Origin of the sequence: Cupriavidus sp. CuC1, from assembly GCF_044627735.1 — a bacterium.
Taxonomy (GTDB): domain Bacteria; phylum Pseudomonadota; class Gammaproteobacteria; order Burkholderiales; family Burkholderiaceae; genus Cupriavidus; species Cupriavidus ulmosensis.
On the sequence record NZ_JBIUHC010000102.1, the window covers coordinates 15,408 to 38,363 of the forward strand.

Annotated in this window: 21 protein-coding genes and 2 pseudogenes; 15 read left to right on the forward strand and 8 right to left on the reverse strand. The window is 65.2% G+C overall.

Translation table 11 applies throughout. The annotated features are described in order from the left end of the window. Positions 1-465: 465 nt before the first annotated feature. The 6 genes from ACGLHR_RS33985 to ACGLHR_RS34010 are packed head-to-tail and all read left to right on the forward strand — an operon-like array spanning position 466 to position 6,325. Positions 466-1,245, forward strand: a complete 780-nt coding sequence (locus tag ACGLHR_RS33985) for an ABC transporter ATP-binding protein (RefSeq protein ID WP_400099345.1) — start codon at positions 466-468, stop codon at positions 1,243-1,245. Positions 1,246-1,247: 2 nt separating this feature from the next. Continuing rightward, the gene (locus ACGLHR_RS33990) at positions 1,248-1,952 is read left to right on the forward strand and encodes an ABC transporter ATP-binding protein (RefSeq protein ID WP_400099347.1); all 705 of its coding nucleotides are present in this window, start codon (positions 1,248-1,250) and stop codon (positions 1,950-1,952) included. A gap of 21 nt (positions 1,953-1,973) precedes the next feature. Further along, positions 1,974-2,861, forward strand: a complete 888-nt coding sequence (locus ACGLHR_RS33995) for a branched-chain amino acid ABC transporter permease (RefSeq protein ID WP_400099349.1) — start codon at positions 1,974-1,976, stop codon at positions 2,859-2,861. A gap of 13 nt (positions 2,862-2,874) precedes the next feature. Further along, the gene (locus ACGLHR_RS34000) at positions 2,875-3,903 is read left to right on the forward strand and encodes a branched-chain amino acid ABC transporter permease (RefSeq protein WP_400099351.1); all 1,029 of its coding nucleotides are present in this window, start codon (positions 2,875-2,877) and stop codon (positions 3,901-3,903) included. Between the two features lie 56 nt (positions 3,904-3,959). After that, positions 3,960-5,180 (forward strand): ABC transporter substrate-binding protein, encoded by a 1,221-nt coding sequence (locus ACGLHR_RS34005; protein WP_045243140.1) that lies wholly within the window; start codon positions 3,960-3,962, stop codon positions 5,178-5,180. Beyond that, positions 5,177-6,325, forward strand: coding sequence for an aldehyde dehydrogenase family protein (locus ACGLHR_RS34010; protein WP_400099352.1), 1,149 nt, complete (start codon positions 5,177-5,179; stop codon positions 6,323-6,325). Before ACGLHR_RS34005 ends, ACGLHR_RS34010 begins: the two co-directional genes overlap by 4 nt. Here the strand turns inward: ACGLHR_RS34010 and ACGLHR_RS34015 are convergent. Next, positions 6,259-7,137 carry a LysR family transcriptional regulator gene (locus ACGLHR_RS34015; RefSeq protein ID WP_400099354.1) on the reverse strand — a complete coding sequence of 293 codons (879 nt, stop codon included), beginning with the start codon at positions 7,135-7,137 and terminating at the stop codon, positions 6,259-6,261. The two genes, ACGLHR_RS34010 and ACGLHR_RS34015, sit on opposite strands and share 67 nt — an antisense overlap. Before the next feature lie 162 nt (positions 7,138-7,299). Between ACGLHR_RS34015 and ACGLHR_RS34020 the strand changes: the two genes are divergently transcribed. Genes ACGLHR_RS34020 through ACGLHR_RS34050 form a run of 7 tightly spaced genes read left to right on the forward strand, consistent with a single transcriptional unit; the run spans position 7,300 to position 14,928 of the window. Beyond that, positions 7,300-8,421 carry a glycosyl hydrolase gene (locus ACGLHR_RS34020; RefSeq protein ID WP_400099356.1) on the forward strand — a complete coding sequence of 374 codons (1,122 nt, stop codon included), beginning with the start codon at positions 7,300-7,302 and terminating at the stop codon, positions 8,419-8,421. A gap of 25 nt (positions 8,422-8,446) precedes the next feature. After that, the gene (locus ACGLHR_RS34025) at positions 8,447-8,887 is read left to right on the forward strand and encodes a MaoC family dehydratase (protein ID WP_400099358.1); all 441 of its coding nucleotides are present in this window, start codon (positions 8,447-8,449) and stop codon (positions 8,885-8,887) included. A gap of 37 nt (positions 8,888-8,924) precedes the next feature. Next, entirely contained in the window at positions 8,925-10,493 is a 1,569-nt protein-coding gene (locus ACGLHR_RS34030; RefSeq protein ID WP_400099359.1) for an acyl CoA:acetate/3-ketoacid CoA transferase, read from the forward strand. Positions 10,494-10,519: 26 nt separating this feature from the next. Beyond that, positions 10,520-11,650 carry an iron-containing alcohol dehydrogenase gene (locus ACGLHR_RS34035; protein WP_400099360.1) on the forward strand — a complete coding sequence of 377 codons (1,131 nt, stop codon included), beginning with the start codon at positions 10,520-10,522 and terminating at the stop codon, positions 11,648-11,650. A gap of 11 nt (positions 11,651-11,661) precedes the next feature. Next, complete coding sequence (locus tag ACGLHR_RS34040) at positions 11,662-12,804, forward strand: acyl-CoA dehydrogenase family protein (protein WP_400099362.1); 1,143 nt, start codon at positions 11,662-11,664, stop codon at positions 12,802-12,804. Between the two features lie 28 nt (positions 12,805-12,832). After that, complete coding sequence (locus ACGLHR_RS34045) at positions 12,833-14,488, forward strand: acyl-CoA synthetase (protein WP_400099364.1); 1,656 nt, start codon at positions 12,833-12,835, stop codon at positions 14,486-14,488. An 8-nt stretch (positions 14,489-14,496) separates the two neighbouring features. After that, the gene (locus tag ACGLHR_RS34050; protein ID WP_400099366.1) at positions 14,497-14,928 is read left to right on the forward strand and encodes a hypothetical protein; all 432 of its coding nucleotides are present in this window, start codon (positions 14,497-14,499) and stop codon (positions 14,926-14,928) included. A gap of 817 nt (positions 14,929-15,745) precedes the next feature. On the opposite strand, the gene ACGLHR_RS34055 is transcribed toward ACGLHR_RS34050, so the two are convergent. The 4 genes and pseudogenes from ACGLHR_RS34055 to ACGLHR_RS34070 all read right to left on the reverse strand — a co-directional run bounded on the left by ACGLHR_RS34055 (position 15,746) and on the right by ACGLHR_RS34070 (position 17,781). After that, entirely contained in the window at positions 15,746-16,129 is a 384-nt protein-coding gene (locus tag ACGLHR_RS34055) for a hypothetical protein (RefSeq protein WP_400099368.1), read from the reverse strand. A 22-nt stretch (positions 16,130-16,151) separates the two neighbouring features. Next, positions 16,152-16,649, reverse strand: coding sequence for an Hsp20/alpha crystallin family protein (locus ACGLHR_RS34060; RefSeq protein WP_400099369.1), 498 nt, complete (start codon positions 16,647-16,649; stop codon positions 16,152-16,154). Positions 16,650-16,918: 269 nt separating this feature from the next. After that, positions 16,919-17,325 (reverse strand): annotated as a pseudogene (locus tag ACGLHR_RS34065) (Hsp20/alpha crystallin family protein). A 15-nt stretch (positions 17,326-17,340) separates the two neighbouring features. After that, positions 17,341-17,781, reverse strand: coding sequence for an Hsp20/alpha crystallin family protein (locus ACGLHR_RS34070; protein WP_045237932.1), 441 nt, complete (start codon positions 17,779-17,781; stop codon positions 17,341-17,343). Positions 17,782-18,199: 418 nt separating this feature from the next. On the opposite strand from ACGLHR_RS34070, the pseudogene ACGLHR_RS34075 reads away from it, so the two are divergent. Together ACGLHR_RS34075 and ACGLHR_RS34080 are read left to right on the forward strand one after the other, a co-directional pair. Further along, positions 18,200-18,490, forward strand: a pseudogene (locus ACGLHR_RS34075) (EAL domain-containing protein); the annotation flags it as partial. 99 nt (positions 18,491-18,589) lie between these two features. Beyond that, the gene (locus ACGLHR_RS34080) at positions 18,590-19,156 is read left to right on the forward strand and encodes a phosphate-starvation-inducible PsiE family protein (RefSeq protein WP_400099371.1); all 567 of its coding nucleotides are present in this window, start codon (positions 18,590-18,592) and stop codon (positions 19,154-19,156) included. A gap of 337 nt (positions 19,157-19,493) precedes the next feature. On the opposite strand, the gene ACGLHR_RS34085 is transcribed toward ACGLHR_RS34080, so the two are convergent. The 3 genes from ACGLHR_RS34085 to ACGLHR_RS34095 all read right to left on the reverse strand — a co-directional run. Next, on the reverse strand, positions 19,494-20,837 hold the full coding sequence (locus tag ACGLHR_RS34085; protein WP_400099373.1) for an MFS transporter: 1,344 nt from the start codon (positions 20,835-20,837) through the stop codon (positions 19,494-19,496). 178 nt (positions 20,838-21,015) lie between these two features. Next, a complete protein-coding gene (locus ACGLHR_RS34090; RefSeq protein WP_400099375.1) occupies positions 21,016-21,831 on the reverse strand; it encodes an enoyl-CoA hydratase/isomerase family protein in 816 nt (271 codons plus the stop codon). Positions 21,832-21,834: 3 nt separating this feature from the next. Further along, positions 21,835-22,956: AMP-binding protein (locus tag ACGLHR_RS34095; protein WP_400099377.1), on the reverse strand; the 1,122-nt coding region annotated here is incomplete at its 5' end.

The following is a 22,956-nucleotide window of genomic DNA, read 5'->3' on the forward strand; positions in this document are numbered from 1 at the left end:
AACGAGCCGGAATGCCGCCTGCAGCAACGCCTCACTGGTTATTCAGTCCCGCGTGACCGCTGATTCTTCAAGTACCTGATTCGATACCGTGTTCAGGGCTGAACCGCCAGATTTTGCGCAAGAAGTACGATGACCCCGCAATGGCCGCCGAGGAGTTGCCGTTCGTCAGCAGAAGGCGAACGGCAGCTCGCCGCCACGATGTTCGGCGATTTCTACTTTGTCGAGGCCTTGTGCAAGCTCGTGCACCCAGGCCGCTTCCGTCCGGCGCCGCGCGCCAGCCTGGGCTAGAGCGTTCCATCGTGTCCTGATCGACGACGTCCGCGACAATTCGCGAGGCGCGCGCCTGGCTGCGCGCCTCCGACATATATACACAGAAAGTGTCAAAAACCGACCAATAATATATTGGACGTGATCTAGCTGCGGCCATATTCTTCAGCAGTCCCAACAACGGGCGCGGAAATGACCATGGCAAACGATCTCATTCTTGAAACCGTCGGACTGAGGAAGGAGTTCAAGGGATTTGTCGCCGTAAACGACGTCAGTCTCAAGGTCAGGCGTGAGCACATCCACGCGCTGATCGGACCGAACGGTGCAGGCAAGACAACCTGCTTCAACCTCCTTACCAAGTTCCTGGATCCCACGCGCGGCACCATCCGGTTCAACGGTGCCGAGATCACCGGCGAGAAGCCGGCGCAGGTGGCACGCCGGGGCGTGGTGCGCTCCTTCCAGATCTCGGCGGTGTTTCCGCACCTGACCGTGCTGGAGAACGTGCGTATCCCGCTGCAGCGCAGGCTCGGGATCTCCTTCCAGTTCTGGCGCTCGCCGAAAATCCTCGCATCGCTCGACGACAGGGCCATGGCATTGCTCGCCGACGTCGGACTGGAGGACTTCGCCGATATGACGACCGCCGAGATGCCCTACGGCCGCAAGCGCGCGCTGGAAATCGCCACCACGCTGGCCCTCGACCCCGAGTTGATGCTGCTCGACGAGCCCACGCAGGGCATGGGCCACGAGGACGTTGACCGCGTCATGCAGCTCATCATGAAGGTCTCGGCCAATCGCAGCGTCTTGATGGTGGAGCACAACATGAAAGTGGTTTCCGGCATCTGCGACGCCATCACGGTGCTGGCGCGCGGCAGCGTACTGGCCGAGGGCACATACGCGGAAGTCTCCGCCAACCCGCAGGTCATCGAAGCCTATATGGGCAGCGCCGATGCCGTGCTCGCTGCGCCGGGTGGGCACTGATCATGGCGACGGAATATCTGCGGGTCACCGACCTCCATGCCTTCTACGGCGAATCGCACATCCTGCACGGCATCGGCTTGCTGGTGAACGAGGGAGAGTGCGTGACCCTGCTCGGCCGCAACGGGGCAGGCCGTACCACCACCCTGCGCGCCATCATGGGCCTGACGGGGCGGCGCGCCGGCTCGGTCATGATCGGCGGCCGCGAGGCAATCGGCTTGCCGGCCCATCGCATCGCACGTCTCGGCGTCGGCTTTTGCCCGGAAGAGCGGGCGATCTATTCCAGCCTCTCGTGCGAGGAGAACCTTCTTCTGCCGCCGCAGGTGGGTGGCGGCGGGATGAGCCTCGACGAGATCTACGCGATGTTCCCCAACCTCCACGAGCGGCGGCATAGCCAGGGCACGCGGCTCTCGGGCGGCGAGCAACAGATGCTGGCGATGGCGCGCATCCTGCGCACCGGGGCGCGCTTGCTGCTGCTGGATGAAATCTCCGAGGGATTGGCGCCGGTGATCGTGCAGAAGCTCGCCCAAGTCATCCGCGACCTGAAGGCGAAGGGCTACACGATCGTGCTGGTGGAGCAGAACTTCCGGTTCGCCGCGCCGCTGGCCGACCGCATGTACGTGGTGGAGCACGGCCAGATCGCCGCGGAGATCCACCAGCACGAGATTCACGAGAAGCAGCACCTGCTCCAGGAACTCCTGGGTGTCTGAGACCGCTGCGGAGGAGACAACATGACAACGATTCTGGGAGTCCCGCTACAGGGGCTGTTGGGGCAACTCGTGCTCGGCCTGGTGAACGGCTCGTTCTACGCGATTCTCAGCCTCGGGCTTGCCGTGATCTTCGGCATGCTCAACATCATCAACTTTGCCCACGGCGCGCTGTTCATGGTGGGCGCTTTCGTCGCCTGGGCGGGCTTGGAGTATCTCGGCATCAGCTACTGGTGGTCGCTGCTGGCGGCGCCGGCGCTGGTCGGGCTGGCGGGTATCACCATCGAGCGCGGCCTGCTGCGGTGGCTGTACAAGCTCGACCACCTGTACGGGCTGCTGCTCACCTTCGGGCTGGCGCTCATTATCGAAGGCCTGTTCCGCTACCAATTCGGCGTCTCGGGGCAGCCCTATTCGATTCCCGACGAAATGGCCGGCGCCTTCAACCTCGGCTTCATGATCCTGCCGAAATACCGCGCGTGGGTCATCGGCGCCTCGCTCACAGTGTGCCTGCTGACTTGGTTCACGATCGAGAAGACCCGCCTCGGCGCCTACCTGCGCGCCGCCACCGAGAACCCTAGCATTACCCAGGCCTTCGGCATCAACGTGCCGGTGATGGTGATGCTGACCTATGCCTTCGGCGTGGGCCTGGCCGGGCTGGCCGGCGTGCTGGCAGCGCCGACGGGGCAACTAAGTCCGCTGATGGGGTCGAACCTGATCATCGTCGTGTTCGCGGTGGTGGTGATCGGCGGCATGGGTTCCATCCTTGGCGCGATCGTCGCCGGGCTGGGGCTGGGCGTGGTCGAAGGACTGACCAAGGTGTTTTATCCGGAGGCGTCGGCCACGGTGGTCTTCGTGATCATGGTCCTCGTGCTGATGGTTCGGCCGGCAGGCCTGTTTGGCAAGGAAAAGTGAGGCGAGAATGAAAATGAGAAGTCTTGGCTACGGCGTCCTGCTGCTGGGCGCGCTGGGTGCCCCGGCGGTGCTCTATCCGGTCATGCTGATGAAGGTGCTGTGCTTCGCCCTGTTCGCCTGCGCCTTCAACCTGCTGCTCGGCTATACCGGCCTGCTGTCGTTCGGCCATGCGGCGTTCCTCGGCACGGCGGCCTATATATCGGGCTACGGCATGAAGACCTGGGGGCTGACCCCGGAACTCGGCCTGCTGCTCGGCACGGCCGTCTCGGCTGCCGCGGGCTTTGTCGTCGGGGCGCTCGCTATCCGCCGGCAGGGCATCTACTTCGCGATGATCACGCTGGCCTTGGCCCAGATGGTCTACTTCCTGTTCCTGCAGGCGCCGTTCACCGGCGGCGAGGACGGCATGCAGGCCATTCCGCGAGGCAGGTTGTTCGGCCTGATCGACCTGGCGTCGGACCTGCACATGTACTACTTCGTGCTGGCGATCTTCTTGTTCGCCTTCTGGCTGATCCACCGCGTCATCCATTCGCCCTTCGGCCAGATCCTGAAGGCGATCCGCGAGAACGAGGCGCGCACCACCTCGCTGGGCTACGACGTCGCGCGCTACAAGCTGCTGGCTTTCGTCCTCTCGGCGAGCCTTGCCGGTCTTGCCGGGGCCACCAAGACCCTGGTCTTCCAGTTCGCCACGCTGACCGACGCGCACTGGCACACCTCCGGCGAAGTCGTGCTGATGACGCTGCTGGGCGGCCTTGGCACTGCCTTCGGCCCGGTGGTGGGCGCGGGCATCGTGGTCGCCATCCAGAACGCCTTGGCCGACAAGGTCGGTTCCATGATCACCGTGATCATGGGGAGCATCTTCGTCGTGTGCGTGCTGGCGTTCCGCCGCGGCATCGTCGGCGAGTTGAACGCGTTGTGCCAGAACATCGCGGGCAACCGCCGCGGCCGGCCCGCACCGAGCCACGCTGCCGTGCCAGCACCAAGTCATGACGAAACGCCAGTCGGAGCAGGCGTGCATGGCGGGAGCGTGGAAGGAAAGGCGTGAGATCGGGCGCTGGACGGAACACCCCATATATATCCCCACAGTAGAGGAGACACAGGATGAACACTCGCATCAAGCTGCTTTCGCTCGCCGCGCTGCTGGCAGCCTCGACGGCGCAGGCCGAGATCACGGACGGCGTGGTCCGGATCGGCGTGCTCAACGACCAGACCGGCGTCTATGCCGGGCTGGCTGGTCCCGGCTCGGTCTGGGCCGCGAAGAAGGCGGTCCAGGACTTCGCGCCCGAGAAGCACGGCCTGAAGGTGGAGATCGTGGCCGCCGACCACCAGAACAAGCCGGACGTCGGGGCGAGCATCGCCCGCCGCTGGTTCGACGTGGACAAGGTGGACGCCATCGTCGACGTGCCGACCTCGTCGGTCATCCTGGCGGTCAACCAGGTCGTCAAGGAGAAGAACAAGGTGATGATCGTCACCGGCGGCGGCACCTCCGACCTCACCGGCAAGGCCTGCACGCCCAATGCGATCCACTGGGCCTACGACACGTGGGCGCTGGCGAACGGGACTGGCAAGGCGGTTGTCAAGTCGGGCGGCAAGAGCTGGTTCTTCGTGACTGCCGACTACGCCTTCGGCCACTCGCTCGAACGCGACACCGAGGCCGTTGTCGTCAGGAACGGCGGCAAGGTCCTCGGCAAGATCCGGCATCCGTTTCCGGGCAACGACTTCTCCTCCTACCTGCTGCAGGCCCAGGCCTCGAAGGCGCAGGTAGTCGGCCTGGCCAACGCTGGCGGCGACACCATCGGCGCGGTCAAACAGGCCGCCGAGTTCGGCGTGACCGCCGGCGGCCAGAAGCTGGCGGGCCTGCTCGTCTTCAGCAGTGACGTCCAGGCGCTCGGCCTCAAGGCCGCCCAGGGCCTGTTGCTGAGCGAGACCTGGTACTGGGACATGACCGACGAGAACCGCAAGTTCGGCAAGGAATTCGCCGCCGCCAACAACGGCAAGTTTCCGACCATGGCGCAGGCGGGCACGTACTCGGCGGTGATCCACTACCTGAAGGCAGTGGCGGCGATGAAGGCGGACGGCGACGGCGCCGCCGTGGTCGCGAAGATGAAGGCGATGCCCACCGACGACAAGCTGTTCGGCAAGGGCAGCATCCGCGAAGACGGCCGGAAGATCCACCCGCTCTATCTGTTCGAGGTGAAGAAGCCGTCGGAATCGAAGTATGCGGGCGACTTCTACAAGCTCATCGCCACCATTCCCGCCAACGAGGCGTTCCGGCCGATGGAAGAGGGTGGCTGCCCGCTCGTTGGGAAGAAGGCGTCATGAAGATCACCGGACACATGCTGATCGGGCAGGGCAGCGTCAGCGCCACCGCCGGCGCGTTCAAGGCCTTTTCTCCGGCGCTTGCCGCCGACATTGAACCCGTGTTCGGCGGCGCAGGCCCCGACGATGTCGACCGGGCCTGCCGCCTCGCTGCGAGCGGCTTTGCGAGGTATCGCGACACGACGCCCGAGACGCGCGCCAGCTTTCTGGAGGCCATCGCCCTCGGCATCGAAGGGCTGGGCGACGCCCTCGTCGAGCGCGCCATGGCCGAGACGGCCCTGCCGCGGGCGCGGTTGGAGGGCGAGCGGGCGCGCACGGCGGTCCTGTTGCGGCTGTTCGCCGGGGTTGTGCGGGCCGGGCACTGGCAAGGTGCGACATTCGATACGCCCTTGCCGGATCGCACGCCGCTGCCGCGCCCGGACCTGCGCCGGCGCAACGTCCCGCTGGGGCCGGTGGCCGTCTTCGGCGCCAGCAATTTCCCGCTGGTGTTCTCGGTGGCCGGTGGCGACACGGCGTCGGCGCTGGCGGCGGGCTGCCCCGGTGGTCGTCAAGGCCCACCCCGCGCATCCCGGCACTTCCGAACTGGTCGCCGTGTCATCCAGGCGGCGGTGGCCGAATACGTGCTGCCGGAGGGGACGTTCTCGCTGCTCTTTGGCGTCGGCTATGACGTCGGACAGGCGCTCGTCGGACATCCCGCCATCCGGGCGGTTGGCTTCACCGGCTCCCGGGCCGGTGGCCTTGCGCTCTTCCGGCAGGCGATGGCCAGGCCGGTGCCGATTCCGGTCTACGCCGAAATGAGCAACGTCAACCCCCTGCTGCCACATGCGCTGGGAGATCGTGCCGAAGGCATCGCGATGCGCGCAGCACGTCGGTCGGCAGCGCCGCGATCGAGCGGTTCCTTGCGCCCCGTTTGTTATCAGAACTTTCCACCCGCCTGTTGCCGGCCGCCCTGGCCGACGGCAACCCGCTGGCGCTCGACCGCCACGTCGACGGCAGCCTATTGGCGGCATCCCGGCGCGACTGAACGTCCGCGCCATCCTCCTCCTCGCCCACGTTACGGCGGGCGAGGCCGGGGGAACCTTTACAGCATGCTCTTCGCCGTCTCGATGAACGCGGTCATCAGCGGCGTTGGGGTGCGCTGGCTATAGCCGAGCATGATCTCGACTGTCGGCTGCCGGCCTTCGATCGGCTTGTAGACCACGTGGTCGAACTTCACCTGCCGGACCGACGCCGGCACGAAGCCAATGCCCGCACCGGAGCTGACCAGGCCGACCAGGGTGTAGACCTGCCCCACTTCCGACGCGACCTTCGGCACGAAGCCCGCCGACGCGCACATGCGCATGTTCATGGCGTGGAAGTCCGGCGCCACCTCGGGCGTGTACATGATGAAGGGCTCCTGCGCGCAATCCTTCAGCGAGATCGACTCGGCGTTCGCGAACGGGTGCCTTGCCGGCACGGCCAGCACGAACGGCTCTTCGAGGATGGTTTCCCACGTCACGTCCTCAAGGTCGGGCACCGGCCGCATGAAGGAGATATCCGCGTCACCCCGGCGCAGCGCCTCCGCCTGTTTGACGACCGGAAACCAGCGCAGCAGGATTTCCACGGAGGGAAAACGCTCCCGGTAGGCGCGCAGGATGGGCGGCAGCAGCGTATAGGACATGTGCTCGAAGAAGCCGACCGTCAGCCGGCCAGTCTCGCCGCGATGCGCGCGCTGCGCCTGGATGACCGCACTCTCGGTAGCGCGCAGGATCTGCCGCGCCTGCTCCAGGAAAATGCGACCCGCCTCGGTCAGCTCCACGTGCCGGCGCGACCGGTTTAGCAGCGTCACATCCATCTCCTCCTCGAGCTGGCGGATCTGAAGGCTCAGCGGCGGCTGGGCGATGTGCAAGCGCTCGGCCGCCCGCGTGAAGTTGAGTTCCTCGGCGACAGCGATGAAGTACCGGAGATGGCGAAGGTCCATAGATATATTCTGTGAGTATAAAAGAGCTATTAATTATATATTGGACACACATTTGCGCAATCCTTACGATTCCATGCATACCCGCTCCGCGCGCCAGCCTGCCAGTCCGCAAGGCTGGCACCGGAGACCGGACAAGCCAATGTATACATGGAGACAAACCGTATGGATTCCAGACTGGTCGTTGACGCGCTCGGCCGCATCCTGCAGCGCATCGATGCGACGATCGCGCAGGAAGAGGTGGGCTTTCCGCACTATGGCAACCCGGCCGACGGCACCTGGACACGCTCGCCGGCCGGCGACTGGACCGGGGGCTTCTGGGTCGGGATGCTGTGGCTGGCTGCCCTGCGCACCGGCGAGCAGAAGTACCGCGACAGCGCCCGCACGTGGTCGGCACGGCTAGCGCCGCGGGTGGCGTCGAAGTCGGTGTTCAAAGGATTCCTCTTCTGGTACGGCGCGCAACTCGGCGGCTCGCTGCTGGCCGATCCGCAGGCCGCGCGGCTCGCCCTCGACGGCACGCGCGGCCTGGCGGAGATGTACAGCGAAGCGGCCCGCCTGATCCCGCTCGGCACCGAGGCCGAGGAGGCCTCCAGCGTGGGGACGAGCGAGGCCAACATCGATGCGATTCCGGGCACCGTGGCGCTGCTGCTGCGGCACGACGCCGCCCTTGGCACGGGCGAGATCGGCCGCCAGCACCTGCGCCAGCACATCGCCCTGTGCGTGCGGGAGGATGGCTCGGTCTGCCAGTCCGCCACATTCAACGCCGCCGACGGCTCGCTCGTGAAGCGCTACACGCACAAGGGCATCCATAACAGCAGCACCTGGGCCCGCGCCCAGGCGTGGGGCATGCTCGGCCTCGCGCAGGCGCTGTCGTGCGGCGAGCAGGCGTTCACGTCCGACGCGATCCGCGTGGCCGATTGGTGGGTCGCGCACCTGCCCGCCGACCGCGTGGCCTTCTGGGATTTCGACGATCCCGCCATCCCGCACACTAACCGCGACACCTCGGCCACCGCCATCGCCGCCGCCAGCCTGCTCAAACTGGCCGCGCTTATCCCGGAGCGCGCGGCGGTCTACCGCCAGGCCGCCGTCGACAGCATCGAGCAACTCGTGACCCGCTTCCTGACCCCGGTCGGCCCAGGCGATGTACGGCAGCCTGGCATCCTCACCGGCGGCTGCTTTAACAAGCGCAATGGCGTCGCCATGGATAACGAACTGGTCTGGGGCGACTACTTTTTCCTCGAATCCCTGCTCATCCTCGAGACCAGGATCGATGCCACCCAGGTCTGAACCCAACCCACTTCCGGAGAGCCCCATGTCCGACATCAAGATCCCGCACGAAGGCGACGTATCCACCCTTATTGGCACGCACACCAGCTACACCCGCACCCTCGGCGAGTACGACATCTATGCCTTCGCCGGCATCAGCGGTGACAACCACCCCAACCACATGGACGACGAGTACTGCAAGCGCATGGGCTTCGGCGGTCGCATCGCGCAGGGCGCCATGATGGTCGGTTTCATCGCCGGCGCCGTGACCAAGTATCTCGACATGATCCAGCGCCCGGCGGTCTCCTACGGCTACGACAAGGTGCGCTTCACCAAGCCCGTGCGCATCGGCGACACCCTCACTGTGAACTACCGCATTACCCGCGCCGACGACGAGAAGAAGCGCCTTTGGGCCGAGGCGACGCTACTCAACCAGCGGGGCGAGACGGTCTGCGTCGGCACCCACATCATCCATTTCCAGGCCTGAGCCCGGGCTGCGAGCGGCGAGAAAGGTGAGAGATCGCATGAGCAAGATCTGCACTGCGGCGCAGGCCGTTTTGGACATCCGGCCCGGCCAGAGCGTGGGCAGCGTCGGCGTGATCGGCTGGTTGACGCCGGACGCGTTGTTCCAGGCGCTGGCGCAACGCTTCCACGAAACAGGATCGCCCCGTGACCTGACGTTCTTCTTCCCGGTCAGTGTCGGCGACGGCATGGGCATCCGCGGCATGGATCACGTGGCCGTCGAAGGGCTGATGAAGCGGATCGTGTCGGGCAACTTTACCAATGCGGTGAATCCGGCCACCGGCAAGCGCCCGGAGTTCATGCGCCTGATCCGCGAGAACCGGGTGGAAGCCTACTGCTGGCCGATCGGCGCCACCATGCACTGGCTGCGCGAAGTCGCCCGGCGCAGCCCAGGCTACCTGACCCGCATCGGCCTCGGCTCCTACATCGACCCGCGCCAGCAGGGCGGCAAGTACACGGCGCGCGCCATCGACGACCTGGTGCGGATGCAGGAGCTGGACGGCAAGGAATACCTGTTCTATCCGAGCTGGCCGCTAGACGTGGCGTTCCTGCGCGCCACCAGCGCGGACGAGCACGGCAACCTGAGCTTCGAGGAGGAGCCGATCACGTCGTGCGCGCTGGCCATGGCGCTGGCGGTGAAGGCATCAGGCGGCACCGTGATCGCACAGGTGCGCAAGCTGGTGCCGCGCCACGCCCGGCCGGCGCACGCGGTGCGGATTCCCGGCGCGCTGGTGGATCGCGTCGTCGTGGAACCCGACACTATGATGACCACCGACGTCCGGTACGACGATGCCTATCTCGGCGGCCAGCTTTTCGATGGCCGCGCCTCGGACCGCCTGCCACCCGGCGCCGACAAGGTGATCGCCCGGCGGGCGGCCCGGGAGGTCAGGCCCGGCGAGGTCAGCATCTTTGGCTTCGGCGCTTCGTCCGACGTGCCCACGGTGATGATGGAAGACGGCCTGTTCGCCGACGGCGGCCTGCGGCGCTACAGCTTCACTACCGAGCACGGTCCCTTCGGCGGTGTCGTGATGAGTGGCTGGCAATTCTCCGCCAACAAGTATCCGGAGGCCTTGATCGATGGCCCGTCGCAGTTCGACTTCATCGACGGCGGCAACTGCCCGATGGCGGCGCTGGCCTTTGCCCAGTTCGACCGGGCCGGGAACATCAACGTCAGCCGCTTCGGCGCGGCCAATCCGGGGCCGGGCGGCTTTATCGACATCGCCTACAACGCCCGCAGGCTGCTGTTCACCGGCACCTTCACCACCGGCGGCCTCGCCGCCGACACCACCGACGGCTTCCTGTCGGTCGGGCGCGAGGGGAGCGTGCGCAAGTTCGTCGAGCGCGTGGACGAGATCACCTATCCGCTCGGGCGCAACGTGGCCGAGCGCGGCCAGGAGGCCAAGGTCATCACCGAGCGCGCGGTCTTCTCGGTGGCGCCCGACGGCCTGGTGCTGGAGGAGGTTGCGCCCGGTATTGACGTCAGGTCGCAGGTGCTGGACCTGATGGCCTTCCCGCCGGTGCGCGTGGCGGAGCCGCTTCCGCGCATGGACCCGACGCTGTTCCGCGCCTGACGCATCAACATAATCACGAGGAAAACATGGCTGTCATCAACTACCTGACTACCGTTCACATCGACTTCGGCGCGATCCGGATGCTGGGGGCCGAGTTGCGGCGCCTGGGCATCCAGCGTCCGCTAATCATCACCGACCGCGGCATCCGCGCCGCCGGTATCGCCGACAAGGTACTCGACGCCCTGGGCCCGGACTGCACGCCCACCGTATTCGAGGACACCCCACCCAACCCGACGGAAGCCGCCGTGTCCGCCGCGGCCGGCCTCTACCTCGGCAATGGCTGCGACGGCATCGTGGCCGTGGGCGGCGGGTCGCCCATCGACCTGGGCAAGGCCACCGCGCTGCTGGCCACCCACCCTGCACCGCTGCAGACATACGCAGCGGTGGAGGGCGGCGCGAGCCTGATCACCAGCCGGGTCGTCCCGCTGGTGGCCATCCCGACGACTGCGGGTACCGGCAGCGAAGTGGGCCGGGGCGCGGTCATCGTCATGGAGTCCGGCCGCAAGCTCGGCCTGCTCAGTCCGTTCCTGCTGCCGAAGCTCGCCATCTGCGACCCCGAACTGACGCTGGGTTTGCCTCCGGCCCTGACCGCCGCGACCGGCATGGACGCCATCGCCCACTGCATCGAGACCTTCCTGGCGCCGGCCATCAACCCGCCCGCCGAGGCGATCGCGCTGGACGGCCTGCGCCGCGGCATGGCCAATATCGAGAAGGCCACCGCCGACGGCCGCGACCGCGACGCGCGCTGGAACATGATGATGGCCGCGATGGAAGGCGCGCTGGCCTTCCAGAAGGGGCTAGGCGCGGTGCATGCCCTGTCGCACCCGCTGGGCGCGGTGCCCGGCGTCTCGTTGCACCACGGCACGCTGAACGCCGTGCTGCTGCCGGCAGTGCTGCGCTTCAACAAGCCGGCGACCGAAGCCAAGCAGGCCGCACTGGTGCAGGCCATGGGCCTGCCCGCCGGCGCGGACGCGGCTCTGGCTATCAGCGAACTCAACGCCCGTCTCGGCCTGCCGGCCAGTCTCGGCGCCATGGGCGTGCCGCGTGACGTGCTGGAGGACATCGCGGTCGCCGCCAAGAAGGACCACTGCCACGCCACCAATCCCCGCACTGCCACGGTCGATGACTACCTGGCGATGCTGCAGGAATCGTATTGAGGAGGACGACGATGTCTTACGTCGCAGAACACCACGAAATGATCCGCGAGGCGGTGCGCCGCTTCGCCGAGGAAGAGGTCGCACCGGTCGCCCACCGGCTGTGGGAAGAGGAGAGCTTTCCCTACGAGATCTGGCGGCGGGCCGGCGAACTGGGCTATATCGGGCTGCCGTACCCCGAAGCCTGGGGAGGCAGCGGCGGCGACTGGCTTGGCTCCGCCATTGCGCTGGAAGAGATCGCCCGCGTCGATTGCGCCGTGGCGGTGGCCATCATGGCCAACTCGACGGCGGCCAGCCTGCTCAACAACTACGGCACCGACGGCCAGAAGGCGCGCTTCCTGCGGCCGATCCTGACGGGCGCGCAGGTCGGCTGCATCGGGCTGACAGAGCCGAACGCCGGCTCCGACGCCGCCAATATCCAGACCCGCGCCGTGCTGAAGGATGGCTGCTGGGTCATTAACGGTGCAAAGACCTTCATCAGCAACTCGGGTTCCGAGATCACCGGCCCGATCGTCATTGCGGCGGTGACGGGAACCCGGCCCGACGGCCGCAAGGAGATTTCCAACTTCATCGTGCCGAACGGCACGCCCGGCTTCAGCCATGGCAAGAAGCTGCACAAGATCGGCTGGCGCGGATCGACCACATTCGAACTGTTCTTCGAGGACTGCGCCATTCCCGCCGACCACCTGCTCGGCGAGGTCGGGGCCGGCCTCAGGCAGACCCTGTCGCAGGTAAGTACCGGCCGCATCCTGATCGGGACGCTGGGCCTGGGCATCCTTCAGGGCTCGCTGGAACGCTCCGTCCGCTACATGAGCGAGCGCACAGCGTTCGGCAAGACGCTCAACCAGTTCCAGTCGCTGCAGTTCAAGCTGGCCGACATGGCGACCCATGCGCACGCTGCCCGCCTGATGCTCTACGAAGCCGCGGTGGCCAAGGACGAGGGCCGGCCCTACGATCGGCAGGCCTCGATGGCAAAGCTTTTCGCGACCGAGAAGGCCATGGAGGCAGCCCACCAGGCCGTGCAGATCCACGGCGGCAACGGGATCATGACGGAGTACGCGGTATCGCGCGCATTCGGGGATGCCAAGGTGCTCGAGATCGTTGAGGGGACCTCCGAGATCCAGCGGATGATCATTTCCCGCGACGTGATGCGCTGACGCACGGCTGCAGCCAGTGAGGCAATCCATGGAACACGTCAAACACAGCGCGGATGGACTGGAGCGCAATCCGGTCAACTTCGTGCCCCTTTCGCCGATCTCCTTCCTGCGCAGGACGGCGGAGGTCTACCCCGAGCGCACGGCCATCGTCTACGGCGAGCGACGCACGAGCTGGCGGGCCATGTTGGACCGCAGCCGCCGCCTCGCGTCGGCGCTGGTCGCGGCCGGCGTCAGGACTGGCGATACGGTGGCCGTGATGGCCGCCAACACGCCGGAGATGCTGGAGATGCATTTCGGCGTGCCCATGAGCGGCGCCATGCTGAACACGCTGAACGTGCGCCTGGACGCGGCGGCCATCGCCTTCATGCTCAGGCACGCGGATGCGAAGGTGCTGGTCACGGACACGGAGTACGCGGACGTGGTTGAAGTCGCACTGGCGCTGCTCGACGACAAGCCGCTGGTGATCGACATCGTCGACCCAGCAGTCGAAGGGGGCCGCAGGCTGGCGGAGCTCGAATACGAAGGCTTCCTGGCCGGGGGAGATCCGCACTGGGAGGGCGGCGAGCCGGCCGACGAATGGCAGGCCATCGCCCTCAACTACACCTCCGGCACCACGGGCAACCCAAAGGGCGTGGTCTATCACCATCGCGGCGCCTATCTGGCTGCGCTGTCGAACATGATCGACTGGAGCATGCCCCGGCACGCCGTCTTTCTGTGGACGCTGCCGCTGTTCCATTGCAATGGCTGGTGCTTCGCCTGGACGCTGGCGGCCGACGCCGGTGTCAGCATCTGCCTGCGGCGGGTGGATGCTGCGGCCGTGCTCGATGCGATTCGCGAGCACCAGGTCACCCACTACTGCGGGGCGCCGATCGTGCATGCGATGCTTGCCCACGCACCCGAAGCGTGGAAGGCGGGCATCGACCATCCGGTCCACGGACTCATCGGCGGCGCGGCGCCGCCGCTGCCGGTGATCGAGGGGCTGCTGCGCATGGGGATCAGGATCACCCAGATCTACGGGCTGACCGAGGTCTACGGCCCCGCGGCGGTTTGCGTGGAGCAGCCCGAATGGGACGACCTCGGCATCGGGGCACTGGCGGAACGTAAAGGACGGCAGGGCGTCCGCTACACCGCGCAGGAAGGCATGGACGTTCTGCATCCCGAACGCCTTGTACCGGTGCCGCGGGACGGGAAGACGATCGGCGAAGTCATGTTCCGCGGCAACATGACGATGAAGGGCTACCTGAAGAACCCCAAGGCCACGGCGGAAGCTTTTGCCGGCGGCTGGTTCCATTCGGGTGACCTCGCAGTCGTCTGCCCGGATGGCTATGTACAGATCCGGGACCGTTCCAAGGACGTCATCATTTCGGGCGGAGAGAATATCAACTCGCTGGAGGTGGAGGAGGTGCTCTACCGGCACCCTGCGGTGTGCGTGGCAGCCGTCGTCGCCCAGCCGGACGAGCGTTGGGGGGAGACGCCATGCGCCTTTGTCGAAGTCGTCGATGGCGCGAGGGTCGGCGAGCGCGAACTGATCGAACATTGCCGCGCCCACTTGGCGCACTTCAAGGCGCCGAAGAAGGTGGTCATCGGCCCCCTTCCCAGGACGTCGACCGGCAAGATCCAGAAGTTCCTCCTCAGGCAACGAGCAAGCTCCGACGCTTCCTGGCCCGGCCACGTACCGGCGTGAGTTCATCCGTGAATGTGTTCCGGTGGCCCGCCGAGCCTGCTCTCCACATTCGGGGTATCGGTGAGCGCCCGGCCGTGGCGGAGCAGAAGACTCGTGTTCGGCATCGCATTGGCAGCGAAGACCGGTTGATCGACCGCCTTTGCGACATCCTGCGCGAGATGCGTGACTGGCGAGGTGCCACCGCACGGCAGGCACGGCATCTGTCCAGGTGTCACGGTATCGGCTACCAGGCCGCGCTGCTCGTCCTCTATCGCGAGGAGATGCGTTCATCGTGCCCGAGGCGCATGGTGATCTGTCTTGCTGCGGCGGTGGAACTTGGCATTGACTTGAGCGGCTTCTCGACTGGATGCCGGATTGAGGAGGCTGAATTATCGTCGGAACTTCGGGTCATGTATTGGGTGGCATTACGGAGAGGCGCAGGGAGCCAATGGCCGAACTGATGGTGCCGGATGAGTATGAGGAGAGCGCGCCAAAGCGGGGGCTAAGTGGCAACGCGATGAACACTTGCTCCTGCGATGGAGGGATGCCATCGGTAGCCAATTATCCGATATTTTGAGAGGCGGTCCTCCGTCAGCGCCGAAGAGCCTGGCTGCCCACCGAGGGGAAGTGAACGGGAGGTCCGACAGGAGCCATTGTGGACCCTTGAATGGGCTAGATCTGGCGCTGCTGTGATGGTATCCCTGACGCGCTGTACCGGCAGCGATTTGGTACGCGGGCCGCCGGCTACCAGAGCCCGATGAAGGAGGAGGCTGGCCGATTAAATGACTACGCCCGGGACCCGCAGACCGTTGGTGCGATGAGTATAGGTCGCATGGGGCTCTCGACAAGCCCCGTTCCGCCGCGAACCAAAGCCGCAAGGTAAGCCGGGCTCCGTCCGAGTGGATGAGCGAGCGGCAAAATGTAGTTGGCAGTCGTCTCGACCAGGCCGCCGATGTCTATCTAGACTCGAGAAGCACGACAGCGTCGGCGGGAAGGGTTCGACCGGCTAGCGTAGCCGAGTCTCGATCGATCGATGGCGCCGAGGCCTGCAAGCGCGTTGTCGGTTTCGCTCAGGCCGAGCGTTGGCTGCAAGACCTTCCGAGCTCTTGACGTGATGTGGCGGGGATGCGCTAGACATCCCCGCTGAGTTGTGAGGATCGCATGGCGCACGCCGTCGCCGCACCAAGCGACAAATCCTCTCGGCGCGCAGCGGGTAGCGCGCCGAGTGCCAGGATCGGCATCGAAAGCGCCATTGGCTCGGCCAACGTGCCCGGCGCTTCACTGGATTGGCGGCACAATGCCAAGCTTTTCGGCCAGCATCCGCTCATACATGCCGAAGTGCGTGTCCACCTCCGTTTGACTGACCACCTCGACCTCCACGTTGACTTGGTCGGGCGCCAGTCCGAACATCGTGGCCAGTGCCAACTCTAGGTGGGGCGCCGCTTCTCGGTCTTTCGCGAAGGTCGTGCCGACACTGATCGTATAGGTCTTCTCGCCTTCTGCCGTGACCTCCACCAAGCGGGCCCGCGCACTCAAGTTATTCTCGATCGCAATTTTGGCCAGCTCCGCCATGCTCCGCGTTCTGTCGGTAGGGAAACCGCGGGCGCACCTAAGTCGCACCCGATGTTTGCCCAGCGTTAGCCATTCAGAATCGAATTCCATTGAAGTCTCCATCCGGATCGTCTCACTTAACTTCGATCTTCCTGACCGCAGGCTGCGATGAGTCAGTCTTGGGTAGGCGTAGTGTCAATAGTCCTCTTTCGAATTTCCCATCAACGTGATCCACGTCGACACCATCCGGCAGAGGAATACTGCGCATGAATGCGCCGTACGCTCGCTCCAGACGGTAGCAGCCGTTCTCTTCGCTCCGAATTTCCTGCTTCTTATCACCCCGCAAGAGCAGGGCGCCATCTTCGATGGTGGTCTGCAGGTCTTCGCGGTCCATACCGGGCAGCTCAGCCGTGATCCTCAGGGCCTCGCCATCGTCGACCACATCGATCCGAGGTTGAAAGCGAGACGAACTGAAGTCGCCGAACCATCGATCCAAACCACCGAAGCCCGCGCCCGGTTCGGGCAGGAATTCTCCCATCGCTCGCCAGGGATCGCTAGAAAACAGCCGCGAAACGTCAGGCCAGTCGGGCGTGCCGTGCCTCGGCGCGGGGAGGTTTGACGCATTCCCCATCGGTTACTTGTTAGCTGTCGTCTTCCGTAGGAACTTTAAGGGGTTCCATTTGCCCAGTTCCGTTTTCATCTTACCCTCCTGCCAAATGCTCATTTGATAGCAACGAATGACCGTCGGCAACGACCGGTCGCGCCCTGCCATCGGCGACGCCGCAAAGGCCCAGCCATGGTGGTGGGGCCACCGATACGGTCATCCGCGTCTTCTGGGGGGCGACGGCGGCGCCCACCCGGACGCCACCTTTTCCAGTGCCGCGGATGGCCCTTCAGCATTCACCCGGCGGTAACCGCAATGCGACGTGGCCGCGCTTCGTCCGGCGTGGGATCGTCAGCTTCAGCACGCCATCCTGCAGGTGCGCGTCAATCTTCGACGTATCGAACTCGGGACTCAGAGAAAACGCGCGTGCGAAGTGCGGCTCGCGAATTTCCGCATGTTGCACCCGCAGGCCAGACGGTGTCGGCACCACGGCTTCCGCCTCGATATGTAGGTTGCCATCGTGGACATTCACATTGAGCTTGTCCTTGGTGACGCCCGGCAGGTCGGCCCAGACGGTGACACCATTGCTGTCCTCGAAGATGTCGACTGCGGGAAGCAGCGTGACTCTGGGCGTTGGCCTGTCTTCCTGGCGTTTTGCAACCGCGCTCTGGTCGCGTTCAACGACTTGGGTAGTGTCGCTCATGGCATTCTCCTCACATTACTGGACGGTGATCGCCCGAGGCCTCGAGGATTCGTGCTTGCCAATGCTGATCGACAGGCAGCCGTTGGCGTAGCGCGCCTGCACCTTGTCGGGATCAGCGTTCTGCGGCAGTTCGACGACGCGCCGGAACGTGCCGACGAAGCGCTCCTGTGCGTACGGCCGTGCCTCGGGGTCATCCTCCGACTGCGCCGCTTCGCGCTCGCCGCTGATCGTCAGCAACCCCTTGTCGATCGAGACCTCAAGCTTGTCTTGCTTGATGCCCGGGGCAAACGCGACGACTTCGATCGAGTCGTCCGTCGTGCCAATGTTGACGGCTGGGAATGCCCCGAAGCGGCCGGAGCGGATGCTGGACGGGAACCCGCCGAACAAGCTCACCATCTGCCGTTGCAGGCGGTCGAACTCGCTGAACAGATCGGTTCCGAAAAAGAGATCACTCATGGTCGTATCCTCCTGATGCAGCAAGGAGGCGAACGGGCAACGCGCTCCCACCCGCCTGCCAAGCCGCTGGCAAACAAACAGAAACACGCAGCGCGCAACAACGCGACTGCCTGAGCAAAATTAAAATAGGCAATCTGTTGCCGGTTTTCAAGAGGCAAGCGTTCAAGTTTTCCCTTGAAGGCAAGCCGGCTATCCCTATCTTTCGTATGTGAACATCTCGCACACGTGGGCGGCCTCCATTCGGCTTGCGGGCTAGCACCGTGGCCAGTTGTGGACGAAAAGACCCTACGGCCCTCACAGGGAAGCAACGATGATGAGGCAGAATTCGCGCCAACTCCTAGAGGCAACGGCGGGCAGCGGCGTTCATAGTCAGTGGCCGGCTGCCGGGTGACTACGCCAGAGGGCGACCAAGCTTGACCAGAGCTACGTCCAGGCCGGGCCTGGCGATAGAGTGAGTACCAAGGTCATTGACGTGATGGTCGAGTTCGCGCGGGCGTTGGACCTGACGGTAATAGCCGAGGGCGTGGAAACCGAGGACCAGCGGGCTAGGCTTATTTCCAGGGGAGTACGCCTTGCGCAGGGCTACCTCTTCGGCCGGCCGATGGCGCTTTCGTCCTTGCGCCGCTGGCTAGGCGAGCGTGTGCACGGCGTGCCGGTATCAAGGGCCGGATATGGAACTTTAAATGACTTTGGGGATTCCGCACCCTAATATGTTAAGGAAGCCTTAAGCCCAGCCCGGAGAGGCTCATGCCCCCGGCTTCCCTCTCAATTCGCTTCGTCGATGTCTATCTATCTGGAAGGGTGAACCATGAGGAATGAAAGTGGCAGCCTGCGCAAGGATCTCGATGCATTTCGGCTGCAGTGGCGCGTTCTGAGCTTCTATGAGCGCTTCGAGCAGATCGTTGCCCACGTCCTGAGCGCAGTGGTTTCCGTGATCATTGTCGTATCGCTTTGGCAACTGATACGCGCGGTCACCATGTTGCTTATGTCGGGCGCACTGAACCCGCTGGATCATGGGACGTTTCAATCGGTGTTCGGCATGGTCATGACACTGCTGATCGCAATGGAGTTCAAGCATTCAATCACCAGGGTTATGTTGCGGCGCGACCACATTGTCCAGGTCAAGACCGTCATCCTCATTGCCCTGTTGGCGATAGCGCGCAAATTCATCATTCTCGACCCGGCCACGGCGCCCGCGCATATCGCTGCTCTTGCGGCTGCATTGGTTGCGCTCGGCATCGTTTACTGGCTGATGCGCCAGCGCGACGACCCGGTTGATGCCGCGCTAGCTGAGCAAGGCAAACCTGCGCTTATGAAGGCGGCGCATCACCGAGGCATGGAACGGGACGGCAACCATCAGGATGCGAATGCCTGAGCGACTCGTGGCCTTCTCGAAAGCGGACATCCGCGTCATGGTTCTGGTCAGCCTTCGCCAGCGATCCGCGAACGGCTTAAAGGGCCGATGGGATAGGGGTAGGAAACGGCGAGCGCCATCCCCTCCCTCCGAACCCGGTGTGCGGTTTTCCCACAGGGCTCTCCAGTCAGTTGTTTGCACATCGGGATTGGCGCGCCCTCGAACATCGCAACCGGGCAAAACAGCGCCTGGACGCAGCGGCGCCGTCGAGGCCCATGCCAGCGCACGAAGGGATGCCTGACCGTCCAGTCCTGCGACAGTCCTGAACGGCCGGTTTTCCCTAACTGCGCAGTCACCCTCACTTTTCCCCAAGGCGGCCGGCGGTCTCCGGAACGATCGCCGCACCGGCCAGGTAAATGGCAGTGACCACCGCGACGAAGATCCCCAGCACTTTTGGCAGGTCGGCGGGGGTGCTCGCGCACAGCGACGCAAACGTCGGCATCATGCCGCCGATGGCAAAGCCGATATTCCATGACAGGCCAGTCCCCGTGGCACGGATGCTGGTGGGGAACCGTTCGTTCAGGAAAATGAGGATCGGAGCAAAACCCATGCTGCCCAGCATCGCCAGCGCCACGGCATACATGCCAAGCGTGGTGACATCCGGTACCGCGGGCATCCATTGGTAGATCAACGGCAGCAGCACCACGTTCAAAGCGCCGATCAGCAGGAAGGATCGCTTGCGACCAATCAGCGTGCTGAGGTGACCGGCAAATATCGATGCCACGATAACGCCGACACTGCTGGCCATCAGGATGGCCGCGGATGCGCCCGCCGGAGCCTTTACCACGACCTTGAGGAAGGTCGGCAGATAGCCTGAGGTCAGGTAGTAGGCGCTGCCACCGCCGATCGTGAGCAGGATGTTGACAACAAGGACGCCGCGGTACTTGCTGGAGAACAGGACACGCAACGGGTTCTCAACCGGAGCGGCATGTCCCTTGGCCGCCTGCAACTGCTTCCACAGCGGCGACTCCTCCAGCGAATTGAAGATGAATAGGCCGAGCACCGAGCTGATGATGCCGGAGAAGAACATGCAGCGCCAACCCCAGGTGTCGAACGCATCCCCGGGAAACAGCGCGGTCATTGCCATGTAGGTGATGGAAGCCAGCAGTGCCCCGATACCCGCGCCACCGCCGCCAACCAGCCCCGAGACGGCGCCGCGCCAGGACGGCGGCACCGATTCAGTGCCGATGGTGTGGGTGGATGCCACCACGCCGCCGACAAAGATCCCCTGCACCAGCCGCAGCAGGATGAACAAGGCTGGCGCAAGCAGGCCCACCTGTCCCACCGTGGGCAGCAGCCCGAACGCCGCCGTGGACAAGCCAACGCCGGTAACCGCAACCACCATCGCGCCCTTGCGGCCGTGGCGGTCGGCATAGGAGCCGAAAATCGCGGAGCCGAGCGGACGCATCAGCAGCGTCACGGCAAAAGACGCATACACTGCCGCCAGCGACAGCATGGCGTGCTCCGACGGGAAAAACAGCCTGCCGATCACCGGCGCCACGAACAGCAGGATGAACAGGTCGAACAGGTCCAGCGCCCATCCCATGCAGGACGCCGTCACGGCACCAAACACCTGGCGATTGCTCGCCGCTGGCAGCGCCTCGCTGATCGTCTCTGTACTCTTCTTTGCTACGGCTTCCATTGTTGTCTCCTTTGATTTGGATCTCTGCTTGGATCATTACGGCAGCGATGGCGCCCGGGCGGTGCCTTGCCGGCAGGCGAGCGCTCCCCCGCGATGCTTGCGCCGTGGCAGCGGGCATCGTTATCCGGTCAGTTCGTCCGGGATGCGGGCGGCCTTGCCGGCGCGCCCGCGATTTCCATCAGCTGCCGCGGAACGCCGGCTTGCGCTTGCCGTGGAAGGCTTCCACGCCTTCGCGGAAATCGTCCGAGCTGCGCAGGCGGCTATAGCAATGCCCTTCCAGCTCGATGGCGATCGACAGCGGCGCGTCCTCGGTGTCGTTGAGCAGCTTCTTGGCGGTGCGCTGCGCCAGCGGCGAGAAGCCGCGCAGTTCGTCGACCAGCGCATCGGTGGCGGCTTCCAGCTCGGCGTCGGCCACGCATTCCACCGCGATGCCCCAATCGTAGGCTTCTTTGCCCGAGATACGGCGCGAGCGCATCACGATGTCCTTGGTGCGGCCGATGCCTACCATCTTCTGCAGGCGCGCCGAGCCGCCCGAGCCAGGGATTTGCCCGAGCTTCTGCTCCGGCAGCGCGTACTGCGTGGTCTCGGTGGCGATGCGGAAGTCGCAGGCCAGCGACAGCTCAAAGCCCACGCCGAAGCAATAGCCGCGGTTGGCGGCAATCACCGGCTTGCTGCAGCGCGCCGGCGCCGCCACGTTCCAGGCCAACTGCGAGACGTGCTCGGGCGAGGCCTCCAGGAAGCCCTTGATATCGCCGCCGCTGGAGAAATGCTCGCCCTGCGAGCGCAGCACGATCACGCGCACGCGCTCGTCGGCATCCAGTGCTTCGATGACGGCGCGCAGCTGGTCGCGCGCCGCCATGGCGATCACGTTGTACGGCGGACGGTGCAGGATGATGTCCGCGCGCTCGCGCGCGGCATTGATCTCCACGGAGAAGCCGTCGAGCTGTTGCAGGCGTTGCTGGTCGGGATGGATCAGTTCGGTTCCTTGGGTCATGTCTTACTCCTTGATCGTGTCGACAGGCGTGGCGTCCGCTGCCTGGTTGGGGTTGGGGTTGGGGTTGAGATTGAGGTCAGGGTTGCCGGAATGCGAGGCTGGCTCGTACTCGCCGGCGGAGAGCTTGCGGCGCAGGATCTTGCCGACCGGCGACCTGGGGATCTCCTCCACGAAGACGTAATCGCGCGGGCGCTTGAAGTTCACCAGGTCCGAGCCGCGGCAGTAGGTATCCAGTGCCTGCGCATCGACGTTGCCGCGCGACTTGACGAAGGCCACCACCTTCTGGCCCCAGCGCGGGTCCGGCACGCCGGCCACCGCCACTTCGTCCACTGCCGGATGCAGCGACAGCACCGACTCGATATCGACCGGCGAGATGTTCTCGCCGCCGCTGATGATCATGTCGTCGACCCGGCCGCTGACGAAGAGGTCGCCCTCGGCGTCGAAGTAGCCGGTGTCGCCGGTGAAGTACCAGCCGTCGCGCAGCGACTTGGCATTGGCGTCGTCGCGGTTCCAGTAGCCTTCGAAGGCCTCATCGCCGCGCAGGTCGGCGATGATCTGGCCTTCCTCACCGGTGGCCGCCAGATCGTCGGGCGAGCGGGCGTCCAGGCGCACCACGCGCAGGCGCGTGTTGATGCCGGCGCGCCCCGCGCTGCCGGGCTTGCGGGTTGCGCGCTGGTCGATGCTGAAGGTGTACACCTCGGATGAGCCGTAGTGGTTCACGAACAGCTCCGGCTCGAAGGCCAGCGCAAGGCGGCGCAGCAGGCCGTCGCTCATCGCCGCGCCGGCAAAGCCGAGCTTGGTCGCGGTGCGGATCGCCGAGGGATCGAATCCTGGATCGGCCAGCAGGTCGTGGTACAGCGTCGGCACCAGGTACAGGCAGGTGATCCGGTGGGTGGCGATCTCCTGGAGCGCCTGCCCGGCGTTCCAGCGCCGCACGCAGACGAACAGGCCGTCCACCAGCGCCATCGCCAGCAGCGAGCGCACGCCCATGGTGTGGTAAAGCGGCATCACGCCAAGGGTGCGCTCGCCATGGCGATACAGGTTCTGGGCCACGTGGGCGAGCGCGGCGGCGCGCTCCTGCCGGTGCCGGCGCGGCACGCCCTTGGGCTTGCCGGTGGTGCCCGA

Bases quoted from the DNA above. Each gene is read 5' to 3' on its own strand.
- ACGLHR_RS33985 (WP_400099345.1), top strand. From the start codon at position 466: ATGGCAAACGATCTCATTCTTGAAACCGTCGGACTGAGGAAGGAGTTC.
- ACGLHR_RS33990 (WP_400099347.1), top strand. From the start codon at position 1,248: ATGGCGACGGAATATCTGCGGGTCACCGACCTCCATGCCTTCTACGGC.
- ACGLHR_RS33995 (WP_400099349.1), top strand. From the start codon at position 1,974: ATGACAACGATTCTGGGAGTCCCGCTACAGGGGCTGTTGGGGCAACTC.
- ACGLHR_RS34000 (WP_400099351.1), top strand. From the start codon at position 2,875: ATGAGAAGTCTTGGCTACGGCGTCCTGCTGCTGGGCGCGCTGGGTGCC.
- ACGLHR_RS34005 (WP_045243140.1), top strand. From the start codon at position 3,960: ATGAACACTCGCATCAAGCTGCTTTCGCTCGCCGCGCTGCTGGCAGCC.
- ACGLHR_RS34010 (WP_400099352.1), top strand. From the start codon at position 5,177: ATGAAGATCACCGGACACATGCTGATCGGGCAGGGCAGCGTCAGCGCC.
- ACGLHR_RS34015 (WP_400099354.1), bottom strand. From the start codon at position 7,137: ATGGACCTTCGCCATCTCCGGTACTTCATCGCTGTCGCCGAGGAACTC.
- ACGLHR_RS34020 (WP_400099356.1), top strand. From the start codon at position 7,300: ATGGATTCCAGACTGGTCGTTGACGCGCTCGGCCGCATCCTGCAGCGC.
- ACGLHR_RS34025 (WP_400099358.1), top strand. From the start codon at position 8,447: ATGTCCGACATCAAGATCCCGCACGAAGGCGACGTATCCACCCTTATT.
- ACGLHR_RS34030 (WP_400099359.1), top strand. From the start codon at position 8,925: ATGAGCAAGATCTGCACTGCGGCGCAGGCCGTTTTGGACATCCGGCCC.
- ACGLHR_RS34035 (WP_400099360.1), top strand. From the start codon at position 10,520: ATGGCTGTCATCAACTACCTGACTACCGTTCACATCGACTTCGGCGCG.
- ACGLHR_RS34040 (WP_400099362.1), top strand. From the start codon at position 11,662: ATGTCTTACGTCGCAGAACACCACGAAATGATCCGCGAGGCGGTGCGC.
- ACGLHR_RS34045 (WP_400099364.1), top strand. From the start codon at position 12,833: ATGGAACACGTCAAACACAGCGCGGATGGACTGGAGCGCAATCCGGTC.
- ACGLHR_RS34055 (WP_400099368.1), bottom strand. From the start codon at position 16,129: ATGGAATTCGATTCTGAATGGCTAACGCTGGGCAAACATCGGGTGCGA.
- ACGLHR_RS34060 (WP_400099369.1), bottom strand. From the start codon at position 16,649: ATGGGGAATGCGTCAAACCTCCCCGCGCCGAGGCACGGCACGCCCGAC.
- ACGLHR_RS34070 (WP_045237932.1), bottom strand. From the start codon at position 17,781: ATGAGTGATCTCTTTTTCGGAACCGATCTGTTCAGCGAGTTCGACCGC.
- ACGLHR_RS34080 (WP_400099371.1), top strand. From the start codon at position 18,590: ATGAGGAATGAAAGTGGCAGCCTGCGCAAGGATCTCGATGCATTTCGG.
- ACGLHR_RS34085 (WP_400099373.1), bottom strand. From the start codon at position 20,837: ATGGAAGCCGTAGCAAAGAAGAGTACAGAGACGATCAGCGAGGCGCTG.
- ACGLHR_RS34090 (WP_400099375.1), bottom strand. From the start codon at position 21,831: ATGACCCAAGGAACCGAACTGATCCATCCCGACCAGCAACGCCTGCAA.